Annotated in this window: 16 protein-coding genes and 1 other RNA gene; 4 read left to right on the top strand and 13 right to left on the bottom strand. The window is 72.2% G+C overall.

Annotated elements, in window-relative coordinates; all coding sequences use genetic code 11:
* Positions 1-142 precede the first annotated feature (142 nt).
* From IE255_RS00295 to IE255_RS00280, 4 genes are all read right to left on the bottom strand, one after another.
* On the bottom strand, positions 143-1,129 hold the full coding sequence (locus IE255_RS00295) for a hypothetical protein (protein WP_229906227.1): 987 nt from the start codon (positions 1,127-1,129) through the stop codon (positions 143-145).
* Between the two features lie 166 nt (positions 1,130-1,295).
* Positions 1,296-2,261, bottom strand: a complete 966-nt coding sequence (locus tag IE255_RS00290; protein ID WP_190048047.1) for a LysR family transcriptional regulator — start codon at positions 2,259-2,261, stop codon at positions 1,296-1,298.
* Between the two features lie 78 nt (positions 2,262-2,339).
* Entirely contained in the window at positions 2,340-3,158 is an 819-nt protein-coding gene (locus IE255_RS00285; protein ID WP_229906226.1) for a hypothetical protein, read from the bottom strand.
* Between the two features lie 13 nt (positions 3,159-3,171).
* A complete protein-coding gene (locus tag IE255_RS00280) occupies positions 3,172-3,417 on the bottom strand; it encodes a hypothetical protein (protein WP_190048046.1) in 246 nt (81 codons plus the stop codon).
* A gap of 237 nt (positions 3,418-3,654) precedes the next feature.
* On the opposite strand from IE255_RS00280, the gene IE255_RS00275 reads away from it, so the two are divergent.
* The 3 genes from IE255_RS00275 to IE255_RS00265 all read left to right on the top strand — a co-directional run bounded on the left by IE255_RS00275 (position 3,655) and on the right by IE255_RS00265 (position 8,161).
* Positions 3,655-4,863 (top strand): MFS transporter, encoded by a 1,209-nt coding sequence (locus IE255_RS00275; protein WP_190048045.1) that lies wholly within the window; start codon positions 3,655-3,657, stop codon positions 4,861-4,863.
* Positions 4,864-4,940: 77 nt separating this feature from the next.
* Complete coding sequence (gene yicI, locus IE255_RS00270; RefSeq protein ID WP_190048044.1) at positions 4,941-7,190, top strand: alpha-xylosidase; 2,250 nt, start codon at positions 4,941-4,943, stop codon at positions 7,188-7,190.
* Positions 7,190-8,161 carry a LacI family DNA-binding transcriptional regulator gene (locus IE255_RS00265; RefSeq protein WP_190048043.1) on the top strand — a complete coding sequence of 324 codons (972 nt, stop codon included), beginning with the start codon at positions 7,190-7,192 and terminating at the stop codon, positions 8,159-8,161. Before yicI ends, IE255_RS00265 begins: the two co-directional genes overlap by 1 nt.
* A gap of 64 nt (positions 8,162-8,225) precedes the next feature.
* Here IE255_RS00265 and ssrA read toward each other — a convergent pair.
* From ssrA to ftsE, 5 genes are all read right to left on the bottom strand, one after another.
* Positions 8,226-8,629, bottom strand: a transfer-messenger RNA (tmRNA) gene (gene ssrA / locus IE255_RS00260).
* 126 nt (positions 8,630-8,755) lie between these two features.
* Positions 8,756-9,235 (bottom strand): SsrA-binding protein SmpB, encoded by a 480-nt coding sequence (gene smpB, locus IE255_RS00255; protein WP_190048042.1) that lies wholly within the window; start codon positions 9,233-9,235, stop codon positions 8,756-8,758.
* Between the two features lie 46 nt (positions 9,236-9,281).
* Positions 9,282-10,451 (bottom strand): S41 family peptidase, encoded by a 1,170-nt coding sequence (locus IE255_RS00250; RefSeq protein ID WP_190048041.1) that lies wholly within the window; start codon positions 10,449-10,451, stop codon positions 9,282-9,284.
* A gap of 68 nt (positions 10,452-10,519) precedes the next feature.
* Positions 10,520-11,437 (bottom strand): permease-like cell division protein FtsX, encoded by a 918-nt coding sequence (gene ftsX, locus IE255_RS00245; RefSeq protein ID WP_190048040.1) that lies wholly within the window; start codon positions 11,435-11,437, stop codon positions 10,520-10,522.
* 40 nt (positions 11,438-11,477) lie between these two features.
* Positions 11,478-12,167, bottom strand: coding sequence for a cell division ATP-binding protein FtsE (gene ftsE, locus IE255_RS00240; RefSeq protein ID WP_003990615.1), 690 nt, complete (start codon positions 12,165-12,167; stop codon positions 11,478-11,480).
* A 291-nt stretch (positions 12,168-12,458) separates the two neighbouring features.
* On the opposite strand from ftsE, the gene IE255_RS00235 reads away from it, so the two are divergent.
* Positions 12,459-12,650: a hypothetical protein gene (locus IE255_RS00235; protein ID WP_190048039.1), complete on the top strand. Its 192-nt coding sequence runs from the start codon at positions 12,459-12,461 to the stop codon at positions 12,648-12,650.
* 103 nt (positions 12,651-12,753) lie between these two features.
* Here IE255_RS00235 and IE255_RS00230 read toward each other — a convergent pair whose 3' ends face one another.
* The 4 genes from IE255_RS00230 to IE255_RS00215 all read right to left on the bottom strand — a co-directional run bounded on the left by IE255_RS00230 (position 12,754) and on the right by IE255_RS00215 (position 17,902).
* Positions 12,754-13,377, bottom strand: coding sequence for an LPXTG cell wall anchor domain-containing protein (locus IE255_RS00230; protein ID WP_190048038.1), 624 nt, complete (start codon positions 13,375-13,377; stop codon positions 12,754-12,756).
* A 291-nt stretch (positions 13,378-13,668) separates the two neighbouring features.
* On the bottom strand, positions 13,669-14,775 hold the full coding sequence (gene prfB, locus IE255_RS00225; protein WP_190048037.1) for a peptide chain release factor 2: 1,107 nt from the start codon (positions 14,773-14,775) through the stop codon (positions 13,669-13,671).
* Between the two features lie 71 nt (positions 14,776-14,846).
* Positions 14,847-16,094, bottom strand: coding sequence for a serine/threonine-protein kinase (locus IE255_RS00220; protein ID WP_190048036.1), 1,248 nt, complete (start codon positions 16,092-16,094; stop codon positions 14,847-14,849).
* 122 nt (positions 16,095-16,216) lie between these two features.
* The gene (locus IE255_RS00215; protein WP_190048035.1) at positions 16,217-17,902 is read right to left on the bottom strand and encodes a serine/threonine-protein kinase; all 1,686 of its coding nucleotides are present in this window, start codon (positions 17,900-17,902) and stop codon (positions 16,217-16,219) included.
* Positions 17,903-17,923 lie beyond the last annotated feature (21 nt).

The following is a 17,923-nucleotide window of genomic DNA, read 5'->3' as shown; positions in this document are numbered from 1 at the left end:
CGTGCCGGGCACATCCGGGCAGGCGACTGGTGCGGGAGGCGCGGCCGGGGCCGGCCTCCGGCTGATGCGGGGAGGCTCGGCCTGGGGGCCGGGCTTCCGGCTGGTGCGGGAGGGGGGCCAGAGGTCGGGCTTTCGGGAGGCCCTAGGCGGCGGGCTGCGCGGGGCCGGGCCGGGGCTCGGCCGGACCGTCGGCGACCGTGCCGGTGCCGCCGTCGTCGCCAGTGCCGGTGGTCTCGGTCGGCGGTTCGGGCGTGGTGCCGCCGGTCGGCGTCGGGTCCGGCACAGGCGTGCTCGGCGGGTTCGCCGGCTTGCTCGGGGCTGGTTCGGTCACGCCGGTGCCCGGGGCCGGTGTGGTCCGGGTCGCGGTCGGCGAGGGGTCGGCGGTCGTGTCGGGACGGCCGGGCCCTGCGGTGGCGACGGGTTCCAGGGCGCTGGGGCCGGGCGAGGGGGCCGTGACCTCGTCGGCCGTTGGCGTGCCGCCCGGGGCGGTGGCGCCGGTGCCGCCGGTCGGTGCCGGCTCCGCGGGCAGCGGCGGGGTGTCGACCTGCCCGGCCGGCGGGCCCTCCTTCTTGCTCGGCACGGGCAGCCAGGGCGCGTTGGAGTTGCCCGACAGCAGCGTGGCGACGATGACGACGGCGTAGACCCCGCACGCCAGGGCGACGACCATGCCGATCCGGCGCAGGCGGCGGCTGCGGCGCCCGGACTCGTCGACGAAGACGGGCCGGTCGGCGGCCGCCTCGGCGCCGGTGCCCTCCTTGACCTGCCGTACGAACCCGTCCCCGAGCTGGACGGCGTCGAGCTGGACGGTGACCTCGTGCGGATCGTGGGTGTGCCCGGCGCGGCCGTGCCCGGCACGGTCGGCCGCCTCCTGCTCCTGCCAGGGGTCGCGGACGGCGGGCCGGGCGCCGGTGCCCGGGGCGAGCGAGTCGGCCTCGCCCTCGCTCTGCCGCGGAATCCCGCGCAGTATCTCCGTCGCGTCGGGCCGCCGGCGCTCGGTCACCCGGACGTCGCCGCCGGCGAAGACCTGCGTGACTCTCCGGTCCCGGGCTATGCCGTCCGCGGAGACCTCACCGGTGGCCGCCGCGGCCTCGGGCCACTCGGACGGGGCGTCTTCTCGCCACTGTGTCACGCGTACGCACTTCCCCCCACGGGATGGTTCAGGTGCGCGTACGACCTGAGCACCCGTCGTCGGACCGGGCCCCCACCCGGCCGAGCGCCCCCCTATTACCACACCGTGCTCAGGCGTCGAATGTAGCGCACGCGGAGGTTGTGTGTGGGCGGCGTGTCGAATCGTGTCAGCCGTGAGACGTCATGAGGACATCGTCACCGGCCGGAACCCATCCCCCCGCGGGCCGCCGCAGCCATCCCTCCTCCGCCGCCAGCAGGGCCGCGGCCCGGCGCAGCGCGTCGAACGCGGGGTGGGTCAGGCCCCGGCGCCACACCAGCGAGACGGGGGACAGCGGAACGGGGTCGACCAGGGGCCGCGACACCGTCGACGGCATGGCCGGGAAGCCCACAACGGCCAGGACAGGATGGCGCGTTCGGGCCATGACCCGCTGGAACTCCTCCTCGCCGACGGCCAGCGGAGCGGGTGGCGCGATCTCGATGCCCCGCCCCTCGAACAGCAGCCGCGCGAGGCCGGTCCACTCCGGTGTGCGCGGGTTGCCGGCGCCCGCGTAGACGGTCTCGCCGGCCAGTTCGGCGAGCGGCACCTCCGCCAGCGCGGCCAGCCGGTGGTCCTCGGGCAGTACGACCGCCATCGGCTCGTACCGCACGGGCTGGTGGTCGAGGCCGGCCCGCAGCGCCGGGTCCAGCCCGGCGAACCGTCCGAACGACGCGTCCAGCCGGCCCGCGAGCAGCTCACCGGCGGCTCCGGTCAGGCCGCTCTCGTAGCGGGCCATCAGCTCGTGCCCCGGGGCGAGTTCACGCGCCCGGTGCAGCACGCGGCGCGGCGTGACCAGGCCCGGGGAGTTGAGGTCCACCAGCAGGGGGCGGGCCTGATCGAAGGCGGCGAGCAGCTCGTCCTGCGCCCGGAGCACACGGCGGGCGTACGGCAGCAGCCGCTCCCCGTCGGGCGTGAGGGTCACCTGCCGGGTGGTCCGCACGAACAGCTCGGCGCCCAACTCCCGCTCCAGCCGCCGCACATCCCGGCTGAGCGCCTGCTGGGCCAGGTGGAGACGGACCGCGGCGCGCGTGAAGTGCAGCTCCTCCGCGACGGTGACGAAGGCACGCAGGAGGCGGGGGTCGAGGTGGGCAGGCATGCGCCGAAACTACAGCGGACGACGCCCCGGGGGCTTGGACGCCTGCGCCCTACCGGGAAGCCTCGCCCAGGCCACGCCTCAGGACTCGCCGCCCTGCCCGAGAACCTCGGCCTCGGCGGTCACCTCTCCGCCGGTCGCCGCCTCCGCCCCGGGAACCTCCTTCGGCAACCCCTGCCCCACGCGGTGCCGCGGCACCGACCGCAGCGGCGGACGCGTCAGGGTGATCTGCCGGACGACCTGCTGGAAGCACGCCAGCGCGGCGAGCCCGGGCAGCGCCGCCGCCGCGATGCCGAGGACGGTCCTGGGCGCCTGGGCGACGCACAGCAGAACCGCGACACAGGAGAAGACCAGGACCACACACCAGGAGTGCACGGCACGGCGCTGGTGCAGCGCGGCCCGCAGGACCGACAGGGAGCCCACCACCCAGGGCCCGTAGACGAGGAGCGGCCACCAAGTGCGCAGGTTCCGCTCCGCGGGGGACATCGCGACCAGGCGCAGGGGGTCGTAGGCGACCATGCCGCTCAGGAGGCTCACCGCGGAGGCGATGACGGCCGCCAGGGCGGCGACGAGGAAGCTGGTGGTGCGGAGCAGCCCCGGGGCTCTGCGGGTGCGGACCTTGCGGTGGCGGCGGGGTACGTCCCGGACGGGCGGCAGCTCCTCGGTGATGTCCTGGAGCCGTTTCATGTGCGCGCTCGGCGCGGGGGCCGGTTCCGGGGCCACGGCCGGTTCCTGGTCCCGAGGGCCGGGAATCCTCGTCTGCTCCCCGAGGGCCTCCTCGAGGATGAACGCCAGTTCCTCGGCCGGGTCCCAGGTCGGGTCCGGCGGCGTCAGGGGGGTGACGAAATCCCGGGCCGGAGCCCGGTGCCGGCCGGTTCCCTCGATTCCTTTGTCGTACATGGCGGTGGCCCGACTATTCCGCAAGCGCAAAAGCGGGCCATTCCGTCGCACTGATCCACCGTCGGGCGAGGTCCTTTTCCAGCGCGCTCATGGCGTCGATGAAATCGCGCAGCACCGGCTCGGTCACCTGGAGCGTGACCGGGCAACCGGCCTTGGTGAGCGTGCCGTTGACGGTGGCCGACGAGTGCGCTGGAGCCGGAATGTAGGTGTATGGGCCGAGCGTTACCGCCCAACCGTCTTTCCTGGTCGCCTCGGTCATGTACCGACTAACCGTCGGCCCGCTTCGGCGGATGCGCGGCAAACGAGTGAAGGATTTTCCCGAATGAGCATCTTTTCCATGCACCATGAGGAGCATCAGTAATTTCCATATCCCTGTATGAAGAACGGCCGGCGAACATTTCCCGCCACTTGCTTTCGGCCGCTTACAACCCAGGTGCGTGATTCCGCGCGGAACAGGTGTTGGACCACTTGATCTCCCCCGGGCGACGGTGGGCGCATGCCGCCACTCTCCCCGTACCGCCGCCTGTTCCGGCTGCCGGGCGCCCGCGCCTTCACCGCCGGGAACCTGATCGCCCGGCTGCCGATGGGCATGTTCAGCGTCAGCGCCGTCGTCATGATCGCCGGGACGCGGGGCTCGTACGCCCTGGCCGGTGCGGTCACCGCGACGGGGCTCGCGGCGACCGCGGTGGTCGCGCCCTGGACCGCGCGGCTCGTCGACCGGTACGGCCAGGCGCGGGTGGCCCTGCCCGCCACGGTGATCGCCGTCCTCGGCTCCCTCGCGCTGCTGCTCTGCGTCCGCCACGACGCCCCGGACTGGACCCTGTTCGCCTCCTACGCCGCCACCGCCACAACCCCCAACACCGGCGGCATGTCCCGGGCCCGCTGGGCCCATCTCCTGGGCGGTGACGCGAAGGCCCTGCACACCGCCAACTCCTTCGAGCAGGCCGCGGACGAGCTGTGCTTCATGCTGGGCCCGGTGCTCGCGGCGTTCCTGTGCGGGGCGTTCTTCCCGGAGGCGGGCACGCTCGTCGGCGCGGTGCTGCTGCTGACCGGCATGCTGCTGTTCACGACGCGGCGTGCGACGGAGCCGCCGGTCCGCGCGCGGACACCCGCGAAGGCGCCGCTCCGCGCCGCCGGCATGCCCCCGTTGCTCGCGGTCTGCCTGGCGTTGGGCGGGATCTTCGGCTCGACGGAGGTCGTCACGCTCGCGTTCGCGGACGAGCGGGGGCACCGGTCGGCGGCGGGCGTCGTGCTGGCGCTCCAGGCGGCGGGCTCCTGCGCGGCGGGCCTGCTGTACGGGTCCGTGAAGCCCGCGGGACCGGCCGCGACCCGTCTGTCGTGGTGCGTGGCCGCGATGGGCGCGCTGCTGACCCTGCCGCTGCTCGCCGCCGCGCTCACCGGCTCGCTCCCGCTGCTGGCGGGCGCCCTGCTGGTCGCCGGGATGGCGACGGCCCCGACGATGGTCACCACCATGACGCTGGTCCAGCAGCGCACGCCCGAGGGCCGGCTGAACGAGGGCATGACCCTTGCGGTGACCGGGCTGCTCGGGGGCATCGCCGGCGGCAGCGCGGTCGGCGGCTGGACGGTGGAGCACGTCTCGGCGACGGCCGGATACGGCATACCGGTGACGGCGGCGGCCCTGGCCCTGGTGTTGTCCCTGGTCGGTGCGTCGAATCGCTTCACCCATCCCCGCCCAACCCATTGACGGCCTCGCGCACCCCACATACGTTCGACTGTCGAAGCGCTTCGACATCATGCGCCGGGAAGTTAGGGACCCCCCACATGAAGTTCACCGACGGCTACTGGCTCCTGCGCGAGGGCGTCACCGCGGCCTATCCGGCCGAAGTGCTCGACGTCACCGAGTCGGACGGCGCGCTGGAGATCCACGCGCCGACCCGGCCCATCCGCTCCCGCGGCGACCTGATGACGGGCCCCGTCCTGACGGTCAGCGCCCACACGCCCATGCCCGACGTCATCGGCCTGACGCTGACGCATTTCACGGGCGGCCGCCCCCAGGCCCCCGCGTTCGGGCTCACAGAGTCCGAAACCGCCCCGCAGCTCTCGTACGACGACGACCACGCGACCCTCACCTCGGGCGACCTCTCGGTCCGGGTCGCCCGCGGCGGCCCCTGGCACGTCGAGTTCCTCGCGCACGGCCGCCCGCTCACCAGCAGCGGTCACAAGAGCACGGGCATCATGCGGGACCCGGCCGGCGCCCACCACCTGCGCGAACAGCTGGTCCTGAAGGTCGGCACGTCCGTCTACGGCCTCGGGGAGCGCTTCGGCCCGCTGGTGAAGAACGGGCAGGTCGTCGACATCTGGCAGGCCGACGGCGGCACGTGCAGCGAGCAGGCCTACAAGAACGTGCCCTTCTACCTCACGGACGCGGGCTACGGCGTCTTCGTCGACCACCCCGGCAAGGTGTCCTTCGAGGTCGCCTCGGAGGTCGTGTCCCGCGTGCAGTTCAGCGCGGAGACCCAGGAGCTGACGTACTACGTCATCTACGGCCCGACCCCGAAGGACATCCTGCGCAAGTACACGGCCCTGACCGGCCGCCCGGCCCTGCCGCCCGCCTGGTCCTTCGGCCTGTGGCTGTCGACGTCCTTCACGACCTCGTACGACGAGGAGACGGTGACGTCCTTTATCGACGGCATGCGGGAGCGAGAACTCCCGCTGTCCGTCTTCCACTTCGACTGCTTCTGGATGCGCGAGTACCACTGGTGCGACTTCCGGTGGGACGCGCGGGTCTTCCCCGACCCGGAGGGCATGCTCGCCCGTCTGAAGGACCGTGACCTGCGGATCTCCGTCTGGATCAACCCGTACATCGCCCAGCGCTCCCCGCTGTTCGCCGAGGGGAAGGCGCTCGGGCACCTGCTGAGACGCCCGGACGGCAGCGTCTGGCAGTGGGACATGTGGCAGCCGGGCATGGCCCTGGTCGACTTCACCTCGCCGGCCGCCCGCGACTGGTACGCGTCGAAGCTGGAGGCGCTGCTCGATCAGGGCGTCGACTGCTTCAAGACGGACTTCGGGGAACGGGTGCCGGTCGACGTGGTCTGGTCCGACGGCTCGGACCCGGAGCGGATGCACAACTACTACACGTACCTGTACAACCGCACGGTCTTCGAGGTGCTGCGCAAGCACCGCGGCGAGGCGGAGGCCGTCCTCTTCGCCCGCTCGGCGACGACGGGGAGCCAGCAGTTCCCCGTGCACTGGGGCGGCGACTGCGAGGCCACCTACGAGTCGATGGCGGAGTCGCTGCGCGGCGGCCTGTCCCTCGGCCTGTCCGGCTTCGGCTTCTGGAGCCACGACATCGGCGGCTTCGAGGGCACCCCGACCCCGGCCCTGTTCAAGCGGTGGCTGGCCTTCGGCCTGCTCTCCTCCCACAGCCGCCTGCACGGCAGCAACTCCTACCGGGTCCCCTGGCTCTTCGACGAGGAGTCCGTCGAGGTGGCCCGCCACTTCACCCGGCTGAAGCTGAGCCTCATGCCCTACCTGTACGAGGCGGCCCGCACCGCCCACACCGAGGGCGTGCCGATGATGCGGGCGATGGTGCTGGAGTTCCCGGACGACCCGGGGTGCGCGCACCTGGAACGGCAGTACATGCTCGGCCCGGACCTGCTGGTGGCACCGGTCTTCAGCGACGAGGGCGACGTCTCGTACTACGTCCCCGAGGGCACCTGGACGCACTTCCTCTCCGGCGAGACGGTGACCGGCCCGCGCTGGGTGCGCGAGCGGCACGACGCCCTGAGCGTGCCGCTGCTGGTCCGGCCCGGAGCGGTGATCCCGGTGGGCGCGAGGGACGACCGCCCGGACTACGACCACGCCGACGGGGTGACCCTCCGGGCGTACGGCCTGCGGGACGGGGACCGGGTGACCGTACGGGTCGGGGAGGCGACCTTCACGGTCGTGTGCGGCGGGGGCACCCTGCGGGCGTCGTGCAGCGACCCGTCGGCCCCCTGGGCTCTGGCCACCGGCCACCGCCAGGTGCGGGCAGCGGCCGGGACCGGCGCCCTGACGCTGGAGCCGGCCTGATGGTCAGGATCACGGACGTGGCCCGCCGGGCCGGGGTCTCCCCCAGCACCGTCTCCTACGCGCTGAGCGGCAAGCGCCCGATCTCCGCGGAGACCCGGCGACGCGTAGAGGCGGCGGCCCGGGAGCTGGGCTACCGGCCGCAATCGGGCGCGCGGGCGCACGGCGGGGTGAAGATCCTCGCCGTGGCGGCTCCGCTGCACGGCGGCGTCCACGGACCGGCGATGATGCGGCTGACCCAATCGGTGGTGACGGCGGCACGCGGGTACGACCACGACGTCCTGCTCCTCACCCATGAGGAGGGCCTGACCCGGGTCGAGGGGTCGGCCCTGGTGGACGCGTTACTGGTCACGGACATCGGCCTCCACGACCCGCGCCTGCCCCTGGTCCGCTCCCTGGACCACCCCGTGGTGCTGCTCGGCCTCCCCGCCGACCCGCGCGGTCTGACCTGCGTCGACCTGGACTATCGGGCGGCGGGCGAGGTGTGCGTGCACCACCTGGCCCGCCTCGGCCACCGCACCGTGGCCCTGGCCGGCTCGCCACCGGCGGTCTACCTCCGCGAGACCGCCTCGGCCCGCCGCCTGGTCGAGGGCTTCACGGCCGCGGCCCATCAGCACGGGCTGGCCTCGTCGGTGCACCCCGCCGAGCCGTCCCCGGCCGCGGCCCGCACCCTCGCCGACCGGCTGCTGCGCGCCCGCCCCGCCCCGACGGCCGTGGTCGTCCAGAACGATCCCCTCGTGGAACCCCTGGTCACGGCCTTCCGGCAGCTCGGCATGCGCATCCCCGAGGATCTGTCGATCATGGCCGTCGGCGCCGACGCCCCCACGGCGATCACGTCGGTCACCGTGCCGTCCGCGGAACTGGGCACCCGCACGGTGGATCTGCTGATGCGGAAACGCACCGGCACACCCGTGCCGGACACCACACTGCTGCCGCCGCACCTGACGGAGCGGGCCAGTACGGGACCCGCATGACACAGGCCACGCATGACAAAGGCCCCGCCGCTCGCAAGCGACGGGGCCTGTGCCCACATGGGATGAGTGGAGATGGCGGGAATCGAACCCGCGTCCAACGGTGTGGAACCAGGGCTTCTCCGTGTGCAGTCGGCTGTGCTTTTCTCGGCCCCGGAGATCACGCCGACAAGTCTCCGACGGGCCCAGTCACTGTGTGGTTTCCCTCTTCACCCCGTGACCGGGATCAAGGTTTAGTTCCCTAGATGATGCCAGGATCCGGGTCGGGAACACCCCCGGGCTGACACTCCCTTAAGTAGGGGAGCCGCTGCTCGCTACCTGAAGATCAGGCAGCGAGGGCGAGCTCGCCCTGGGAGATGGATCGCTTGGAATTGGCGATTATTTTTTTCGGCCTGTGGTTTACGAGATCATGGCCGCTTCCTCGACACGCTTCCCCTGCTTCGACATCCGCTGTCGAAACCGATCATCCCCATGTTGATTTTTCAATCCGCCCCCGCGAGAGGGCCCGCACCCGCTGTGAGGTGCAGGTGCCATCGTACGTGACCAACGCCCGACGATGCCACCGTATTGCCGGCGGCGGGCCGGACGGCCGGACCCTTACGCCCGTTCCTTCCGGCGCACCGCCGAGATCACCCGCTCCGCCTCGCGGCGGTCCTGCTTCTCGCGGAGCGTCTGCCGCTTGTCGTACTCCTTCTTGCCCTTCGCCAGCGCGATCTCGACCTTGGCGCGGCCGTCCTTGAAGTACAGCGCGAGGGGCACGATGGTGTGACCCGACTCGCCCGACTTCGACTCCAGCTTGTCGATCTCGGCGCGGTGCAGCAGCAGCTTCCGCTTGCGGCGGGCGCTGTGGTTGGTCCACGTGCCCTGGCTGTACTCCGGTACGTGCACGTTGTACAGCCACGCCTCGTGCCCGTCCATCTGCACGAAGCCGTCGACCAGCGACGCCCGTCCCTGGCGCAGCGACTTCACCTCGGTCCCGGTGAGGACCAGACCGGCCTCGTAGGTGTCGATGATGTGGTAGTCGTGCCGCGCCTTCTTGTTCTGCGCGATCAGCTTGCGCCCTTTTTCCTTAGCCATAGTGCCGACCATTTTCGCACTACGGAGGGGGCCCTGGGGAAGTCGATTACGAGGGGCCCGCGAGGCCGCGCAGTACGGTCTCGGCCCGCTGGAGGGATCCTTCGTCGGCCTCCAGGTCGGGCGTGATGCCCCGGCCGTCGACCGCGCGGCCGGAGGGGGTGCGGTAGTGCCCGACGGTCAGCTCCGCGACGGAGCCGTCGGGCAGCCGGCTCGGCATCTGGACCGAGCCCTTGCCGAAGGTGCGGGAGCCCACGACGAGCGCGCGTCCGCGGTCCTGGAGGGCGCCGGTGAGGAGCTCGGCCGCGCTCATCGTCCCGCCGTCGACGAGCGCGACCAGGGGTCTCGTCGTGTCGCCGCCGGGCTCGGCGTGCAGCGCCTGCTGCTCGCCGTCGACGTCGTACGTGGCGACCAGGCCGCCGTCGAGGAAGGCGGAGGCGGCGGTGACGGCCTCGGTGACCAGGCCGCCGGAGTTGCCGCGCAGGTCGAGGATGACGCCGGCGCCGGGCGGGGCCTGCTCGACGGCCTCGCGGACCTGGTCGCCGGAGCCCTTGGTGAAGGTGTCGACCCTGATGACGGTGACCGGGCCGGCGACCTGTCGAACGGTGACCGAGTCGGTGGACAGCTGGGCGCGGCGCAGGGTCTCGGTCCACGCGCGCGTGCCGCGCTCCAGGCCGAGGCGGACGGTGGTGCCGGCGGGGGCGTCGGTGGCGTCCCCGCGCAGTAACGAGACGACCTCCGTGACGGGCCGGCCGTCGGTCTTCCGGCCGTCGACGCTGCGCAGCAGGTCTCCGGGGCGGATCCCGGCGGCGGCCGCGGGCGAGCCGGCGCGCACCTTCGTCACCGCGATACGGCCGTCCCGCTCGCTGCGGGCCCACAGGCCGACGCCGGTGTACTGGCCGTCGAGGGCCTCGGCGAACTCCTCGTACTCGCCCTCGGAGTAGACGGCGCCCCAGCGGTCCCCGCTGCGGCTGACGGCGCGCTTGGCGGCCTCCATCGGGGACTTGCCGTCGGCCAGGGCCTCCTCGGCCGCCCTGGTCACCGCCGCGTGGCGGCCGGCCAGGGTGGCCGAACCGGCCTCGTCCGGCGCGGACTTCCGGTCGCCCTGGGGCAACGCCCCGGTGGCCGCACCGGCGACGAGCACGCTCGCGAACAGCAAGGTCAGGGCGGCCCCGCGGCGGATGCGGCGGGGCTGACAGAACGGGTCACGACCTGACATGCCGGTGAGTCTAGGACAAGGGGAAGGGCCGTACGGCCGGTTGACCGCACGGCCCCTCTTGGCATGTGTCACACCTTCAAGTACTTGCGCAGCGCGAAGAACGCGGCCAACGCGGGCATCAGCAGGCTCGTGGCGAGGATGAGCGGCAGCTTCGTGAGGACGGCGTCCCAGCCGATGAAGTTGATGAGGTTCAGCTTCTCGGACAGCGCCAGACCGTGGTCGATGATGAAGTACCGGGCGATCAGCAGGAAGGCGCACGCGAGCGTGCCGCCGATGAGCCCGGCGACCGCGGCCTCCATGATGAACGGCGCCTGGATGTAGAAGCCCGAGGCGCCGACCAGGCGCATGATGCCGGTCTCGCGCCGCCGGCTGAACGCCGAGACGCGCACGGTGTTGACGATCAGCATCAGCGCGACGACGAGCATGAGCGCCATCACCGCCCGCGCGGCCCAGTTCATGCCGTTGAGCAGCCCGAACAGGTTGTCCAGAATGCCCTTTTGGTCCTGCACGGACTGCACGCCGTCCCGCCCGTCGAAGGCGGTCGCGATGACCTGGTACTTCTGCGGGTCCTTCAGCTTGATGCGGTACGACTCCTGCATCTGGTCCGGCGTGAGGGAGCTGGCCAGCGGGGAGTCGCCGAACTGCTCCTTGTAGTGCTTGTACGCCTGGTCCTGCGACTCGTACGTGACCTTCTGGACGACGTCCATCTTGTCGAGGTCGGCCTTGATCTGCTTCTTCTGGTCGTCGGTCACCGCGCCCTTGGCGCAGTTGGGGTCCGACTCCGCGTCGCTCTTGTTGCAGAGGAAGATCGAGACGTTGACCTTGTCGTACCAGTAGCCCTTCATCGTGTTGACCTGGTCGCTCATCAGGAGCGACCCGCCGAACAGGGCGAGCGACAGGGCGACGGAGACGATGACCGCGAAGGTCATCGTCAGGTTGCGGCGGAGACCGACGCCGATCTCCGACAGGACGAACTGGGCGCGCATGGCGGCTGGTTATGCCTTTCCGTGGATCTCGGGTGCGGTCTCAGTGCTGGTAGCCGTAGACGCCGCGGGCCTGGTCGCGGACGAGGCGGCCCTTCTCCAGCTCGATGACGCGCTTGCGCATCTGGTCCACGATGTTCTGGTCGTGCGTGGCCATCACCACGGTCGTGCCCGTCCGGTTGATGCGGTCGAGCAGCTTCATGATGCCGACGGAGGTCTGCGGGTCGAGGTTGCCGGTGGGCTCGTCGGCGATGAGCAGCTTGGGCCGGTTGACGAAGGCCCGCGCGATGGCGACGCGCTGCTGCTCACCACCGGACAGCTCGCCGGGCATCCGGTCCTCCTTGCCGCCGAGCCCGACGAGGTCGAGCACCTGCGGCACGGACTTGCGGATCTCACCGCGCGACTTGCCGATGACCTCCTGCGCGAAGGCGACGTTCTCGCCGACCGTCTTGTTCGGCAGCAGCCGGAAGTCCTGGAAGACCGTCCCCAGCTGGCGCCGCATCTGCGGCACCTTCCAGTTGGAGAGGCGGGCGAGGTCCTTGCCCAGCACGTGCACCTGTCCGTGGCTGCACCGCTCCTCGCGGAGGATCAGCCGCAGGAAGGTGGACTTTCCGGAGCCGGAGGACCCCACGAGGAACACGAACTCGCCCTTCTCGACCTCCAGGGAGACATCCCTGAGGGCGGGGCGGGTCTGCTTGGGGTAGACCTTGGAGACATTGTCGAATCGGATCACGGATGCACCACGGGTCGCCGGGGGTAGATGAGCGTGACCATACGCGAACCGGATAGGTGACCGCAGTCACCGGTCACGGTTAAACATTGGATGTGCCGTTTTGTACGCCCCTCGGGGGCGCGGGGAACTGCGCGAGCAACCACACACGGCCCGCAGCCGCGCAACAATGCACAACCACCCCTCTGGAAGCGAACCGCGCACCCTCCGGAGGAACCTGGCACAGTGGAGGGGGGAACATTCCCGTCCCCACACACGTTGGGTACGTGGAACCGGCGCAAGGAGGGCAAGCGCATGACGTACGACCGGCTGGTGTGCGCGAACTGCGCGTCCCCTGTGAGCGAGGGCCGCTGCCCCGTGTGCCGCGCGAACCGCGAGCGGCTCCAGCAGGAGAACTTCTTCGCCAATCTGAACCCGATGGCGCTGATCGCCCTGCTGACGGTGCTGATCGCGGCGGTGGCCCTGCTGGCGCACCAGACCACGTAAGGGCGTCCACAGCCCTCCACGGACACGGCCGAGGGCCCGGAGCGTTTCGCTCCGGGCCCTCGGCGTCGCACTGTGCCTACTGTCCGTACGGACGCGGCTACCGTCAGGCGGCAGCGCCGCCCCGGCCGCCCATCAGGCGCGGCAGGACGCGGAAGCCGACACCGCCGGCGATCATCGTGGCGGCGCCGATCACCAGGAAGGTGGTCTGCGCGGCACCCGTCTCGGCGAGCTCCGGGCCGCCGGCCTGGGCCTGCTGCGGGGCCGGGGTGTTGTCCGAGCCGGTGTCGGTGAGGGACGAGGAGCCCTCCTCCTGCGGGGAGGTGCCGCCGTCGGGGTCGGTGTTGTTGCCGCCGCCGTTGTTGCCGCCGTTGTTGCCGCCGTTGCCGTTGCCGCCGCCGTTGCCGTTCCCGTTGCCCGGGTCGGTGGGCTGGCTCGTCGGGTCCTCGGTCGGCTCGGTGGGCTCGTCCGTGGGGTCGGTCGGCTCGTCGGTGGGCTCCTCGGTCGACGGCGGGTCGGTCGGGAGGCCGGTCGGCGGGTCGGTGGGGAGCTCGGTGGGAACCGGCGGCGTCGGGGTCGGGGCGGGCGACTCGTCGGCGCACAGGATGCCGAGCAGGCAGTCCTCGGTCTCCGCGGCGGATGCGGCACCGGCGGCGGTCAGCGAGGCTCCGGCGGCGATCACGGCACCGGCCGCGATCCGCGCGACACGGATCCGCGTCTTCTTCGTCATGTGGTTGCTACCCCCAGTAGCTCATCGTCATTAGGCAGCGTTTGGAGCTGTGCTCGACGGGGGTAGCTGCGGTGAAGAGCCCCCCGGTTCACATGCGCCCCAGTAGACACGCATGCCGCGCTTTACCCTTCCCATTTTTCAAAGACACGTCAAGGGCGTTTGCGGGTGCCATGTCCGAGTACGGGGGCTATGCCGGGAGTCTGAGTCTGTAAGTGTGATGCAAAACCCAGACATGCGGGCACAGAAAAGGCAACCGCCGCCCTGACGTCGGCAGTTGCCTTGTCGACAAACTTACTTCTCCCGCTGCTTGCGCCAGCGAATTCCGGCCTCCAGGAATCCGTCGATCTCGCCGTTGAACACGGCCTCGGGATTGCCGACCTCGAATTCGGTGCGCAGGTCCTTGACCATCTGGTACGGGTGCAGCACGTACGAACGCATCTGGTTGCCCCAGGAGTTGCCGCCGTCGCCCTTGAGGGCGTCCATCTTGGCCTGCTCCTCCTGGCGGCGCCGCTCCAGCAGCTTGGCCTGGAGCACGTTCATGGCCGTCGCCCGGTTCTGGATCTGCGAGCGCTCGTTCTGGCAGGAGACGACGATGCCGGTGGGGAGGTGGGTGATGCGCACCGCGGAGTCCGTGGTGTTCACGCCCTGGCCGCCGGGGCCCGAGGACCGGTAGACGTCGACGCGCAGCTCGCTCTCGTCGATGTCGACGTGGTCGGACCGCTCGACGACGGGCAGGACCTCCACGCCCGCGAAGGAGGTCTGCCGCCGGCCCTGGTTGTCGAAGGGCGAGATGCGCACGAGCCGGTGCGTGCCCTGCTCGACGGAGAGCGTGCCGTACGCGTAGGGCGCCTGGACGGCGAAGGTGGTCGACTTGATGCCGGCCTCCTCCGCGTACGAGGTCTCGATCAGCTCCGTCTTGTAGCCGCGCTGCTCGGCCCAGCGCAGGTACATGCGCTGGAGCTTCTCCGCGAAGTCGGCGGCGTCCACGCCGCCGGCCTCGGCGCGGATGTTCACCAGGGCCTCGCGGGAGTCGTACTCGCCGGAGAGGAGGGTGCGGACCTCCATCTCGTCCAGCGCCTTCTTCACGGCGGCGAGCTCGGACTCGGCCTCGGCGCGGGTGTCCGGGTCGTCCTCCTCCTCGGCCATCTCGAAGAGGACGGCGAGGTCGTCGATACGACCGCGCAGGGCCTCGGCCTTCCGCACCTCCGCCTGGAGGTGGGACAGCTTGCTGGTGATCTTCTGCGCCTCATCGGGGTTGTCCCACAGGGACGGCGCGGCCGCCTGCTCCTCGAGCACGGCGATGTCTGCCCTCAGCTTGTCGAGGTCCAGAACGGCCTCGATCGACTCCATGGTCGAGGAGAGGGACTTGAGCTCTTCGGATACGTCGACGACTGCCACGCCCTCCAGCGTAACGGCTCCGCCCGGCGGCCATCGCCGGGCGGCCGGAGCGGACGGCTGCCGCCCGGGGGTCAGGGGGAGTGGGGCGCCGAGTTCTTCGTGTCCTGGGGCGGCGTGCTCGCGTCGTCGCCCGACGTGGACAGCCAGGCCCCGACGCCGACCGCCGCGGCCAGGGCGACCGCGCCCGCGCCCAGGGCCGCCCGGCGGCGCCGGGTCGCGGCGCGGTTGCGGGCGGAGCCGGGGCGGGGGGCGCCCGGGGTGCGGGGGGCCCGGGCCGTGCCGTGGGCGCCGCCGGCCAGCTCGTCGGGGGCCGGGACGCGCATCGAGGTGTGGGTGTCCCGGTTGGAGTCGGCCGGCTTCGCGCCCGGCACCAGGGGGACCGCGCCGCGCCGCCGGACCCGCTCCCCGGCCGGTGCCGGTCCGGCCGGCTGCTCCTCCCGGTCGGCCTCCTCGGCCTGCTCCGTGTCCGGCTCGTCGACCTCCAGCGGGGGCATGCCCGCCAGCATCGGCAGCAGCTCCCGCAGCCGCGCCCCGAGCTCCGAGGCCCGCAGCCGGGAGGCCGGGGCCTTGGCCAGGCACTGCACGAGCAGCTGCCACAGCTCGTCGGGGATGCCGGGCAGCGGGACGACCGTCTCGGTGACGTGCCGGCGCAGGACCGCGCCGGGGTGGCCGCCGCCGAACGGCGTGAAGCCCGCCAGCAGCTCGTAGAGGACCGTGGCGAGCGCGTAGATGTCGACGGAGGCGCGGGGCGGCAGGCCCTCGACGATCTCCGGGGCGAGGTAGTCCGGGGTGCCGATGATCTTCGTGGCCTTGGTGCGGCGCGGGGTGTCGATGAGTTTCGCCACGCCGAAGTCGGTCAGCAGCGCGCGGTGGGAGCCACCGGGGCCGAGCGGGCCCTGCATGTCCAGCAGGACGTTCTCCGGCTTCACGTCCCGGTGCACGACGCCCGCGGCGTGCGCGGCGGCCAGCCCGTCGGCGATGTCGGCCGCGATCGCGACGGCCGCCTCGGGCGCCAGGCGCCGGTCCCGCTCCAGCCGGGTGCGCAGGTCCGTGCCCCGGACGAGGTCCATGACGAGGGCCAGGTCGTTGCCGTCCACGACCAGGTCGCGCACCGACACCACGTGCGGGTGCTCCAGGCCGAGCAGGGCGGTCCGCTCCTGCACGAAGCGTCCGACGAGTTCCTGGTCGGACGCGAGGTCCTCGCGCAGCAGCTTGATGGCGACGGGGCCCTCGGGGCCCTCGCCCAGCCACACCGTGCCGGCGCTGCCCCGCCCGAGGATCTGGTGGGCGGTGTACCGGCTGCCGATCTTCCGTGCCAAGGCTGCTCCTACCGACGCGTGTTGTCGCTAAAACTACGCGTCCGAGGAGCCAACCTTCACCGCCCGGGCGGAAATCACCCGCCCGGTGTCGACAAATCACCAACACCGCAGGGCGGTTCGGGTCAGTTCGTGCCCGAACCGCTCCCGCCGAGCTTCTCGAACCAGCCGGTCACCGTGCTGAACCAGTCGGTGAGCTGCTCCCAGTAGCCCTTGCCGGTGCCGATCCACTCCTGGAGCGGGCTCAGCTCCCAGATCAGCCAGCCGGCGACGAACAGGATGACGATCGTGAAGAGGCAGCCCTTCAGGCAGCCGAGCCCGGGGATCCGCATCGGGTTGGCGCTGCGCTGCCGCGGCTGCCGGGGCTCGCGCTGGGGCCGCTGCGGCTGCTGGGGCTGGGCCGGCGGCGGCGCGGGCGGGGCGTAGCGCTGCGGCGGCTGGGGCCGCTGGGGCTGCGGGGCGTACTGCTGGGGCTGCTGCTGCGGATGGCCGTAGCCGGGCCCGGGCGGGGGCGCCTGGCGCCGCGGGGGCTGCTGCTGCGGCCGGGCGACCTGGCGCTGGGGGCGGCGGCGCAGCGGGTCCTGGCCGGGGTCGACGTACTGGACCTGCGTCTGCTCGTTGCGGTCACGGGCGGCCCGCAGCTGGTTCTGCCAGGGGTGCGGGTCCTCGGGCCCGCCCTGGCCCTGCTGGCCGGGCGCGCCGGGCGGGACCGGCGGCATGACGGCGGTCGGGTCGGCCGCGCCGCGGTTGGGCAGCACGGCGGTGGGGTCGGCGGCGCCGGCCGGGCCGCCGGTGTGCGGCATGACGCTGGTCGCGGCGTTCGGGTCGTACGAGCCCGCGCCCTGCGGCAGGACCTGGGTGGGGTCGGCCGCGCCGGGCGTGTCCGGTACGGGCGCGGGGGCCGGGTCGGGCACCAGGAGCGCGCCGACGCCCTCGGCGGCGGCGATCTGCGCGGAGTTCGCGTGCACGCCGATGCCCTCGGCGACGACGCGCAGGCCGCGGGCGAGGTTCTCGGCGCTGGGCCGCTCGTCCGGGTTCTTGCGCAGGCAGCGCTCGATGACCGTCCACAGCGGGTCGGGGACGGTGGAGGGGCGGCGCGGCTCGGCGCTCAGGTGCTGGTGCAGCACCTCCAGGGCGGAGCCGCCGGAGAACGGCGGGCGGCCGGTGACCAGCTCGTACAGCAGGATGCCGGCGCCGTAGATGTCGACGGCGGACGTCTGCGGGCGGCCCTCGGCGGACTCGGGCGCGACGTACGCGGGCGTGCCGACGAACTCCTGGGTGCGGGTCAGGCCCGGGGAGTCGGCCAGGCGGGCGATGCCGAAGTCGGTCAGCAGCGGGTGCATCCGCCCGTCGTACTGCTGGAGCAGCACGTTCGCCGGCTTCAGGTCGCGGTGGACGACGCCGTCGGCGTGGCTGGCGGCGAGCGCGTCGGCGATCTGGGCGGTGAGCAGCGCCGCCGCGACGGGTGTGAAGGGCCCGTTCTCGCGCAGGTAGCGGTGCAGGTCGGGGCCCTCGACGAGGTCCATGACCAGGGCCAGCAGGTCGCCCTCGACGACCAGGTCGCGGACCCGGACGATGTTCGGGTGGGTCAGCCGGAGCAGGACGGAGCGCTCCCGGAGGAACCGCATCACGACGTCCGCGTCGCTGGCCAGCTCCTCCTTGAGGACCTTGATCGCGACGGTCTCGCCGGGCTGTCCGGGCACGGCCGCCTCGGCGCCCGCGGTCTCGCGCTGGCGGGCTCGCCAGACGGTGCCCGTGGCGCCGCGTCCGAGCGGCTCCTCGAGCAGGTACTTGCTGCCTACCGGCCGCACGTCATGCGCTCCCTGGTGCTT

It is taken from the genome of Streptomyces lomondensis (assembly GCF_014651035.1).
Classification (GTDB): domain Bacteria; phylum Actinomycetota; class Actinomycetes; order Streptomycetales; family Streptomycetaceae; genus Streptomyces; species Streptomyces lomondensis.
Note: the sequence above shows the minus strand (reverse complement) of the source record. Positions and strands in the feature narration are given on the sequence as shown.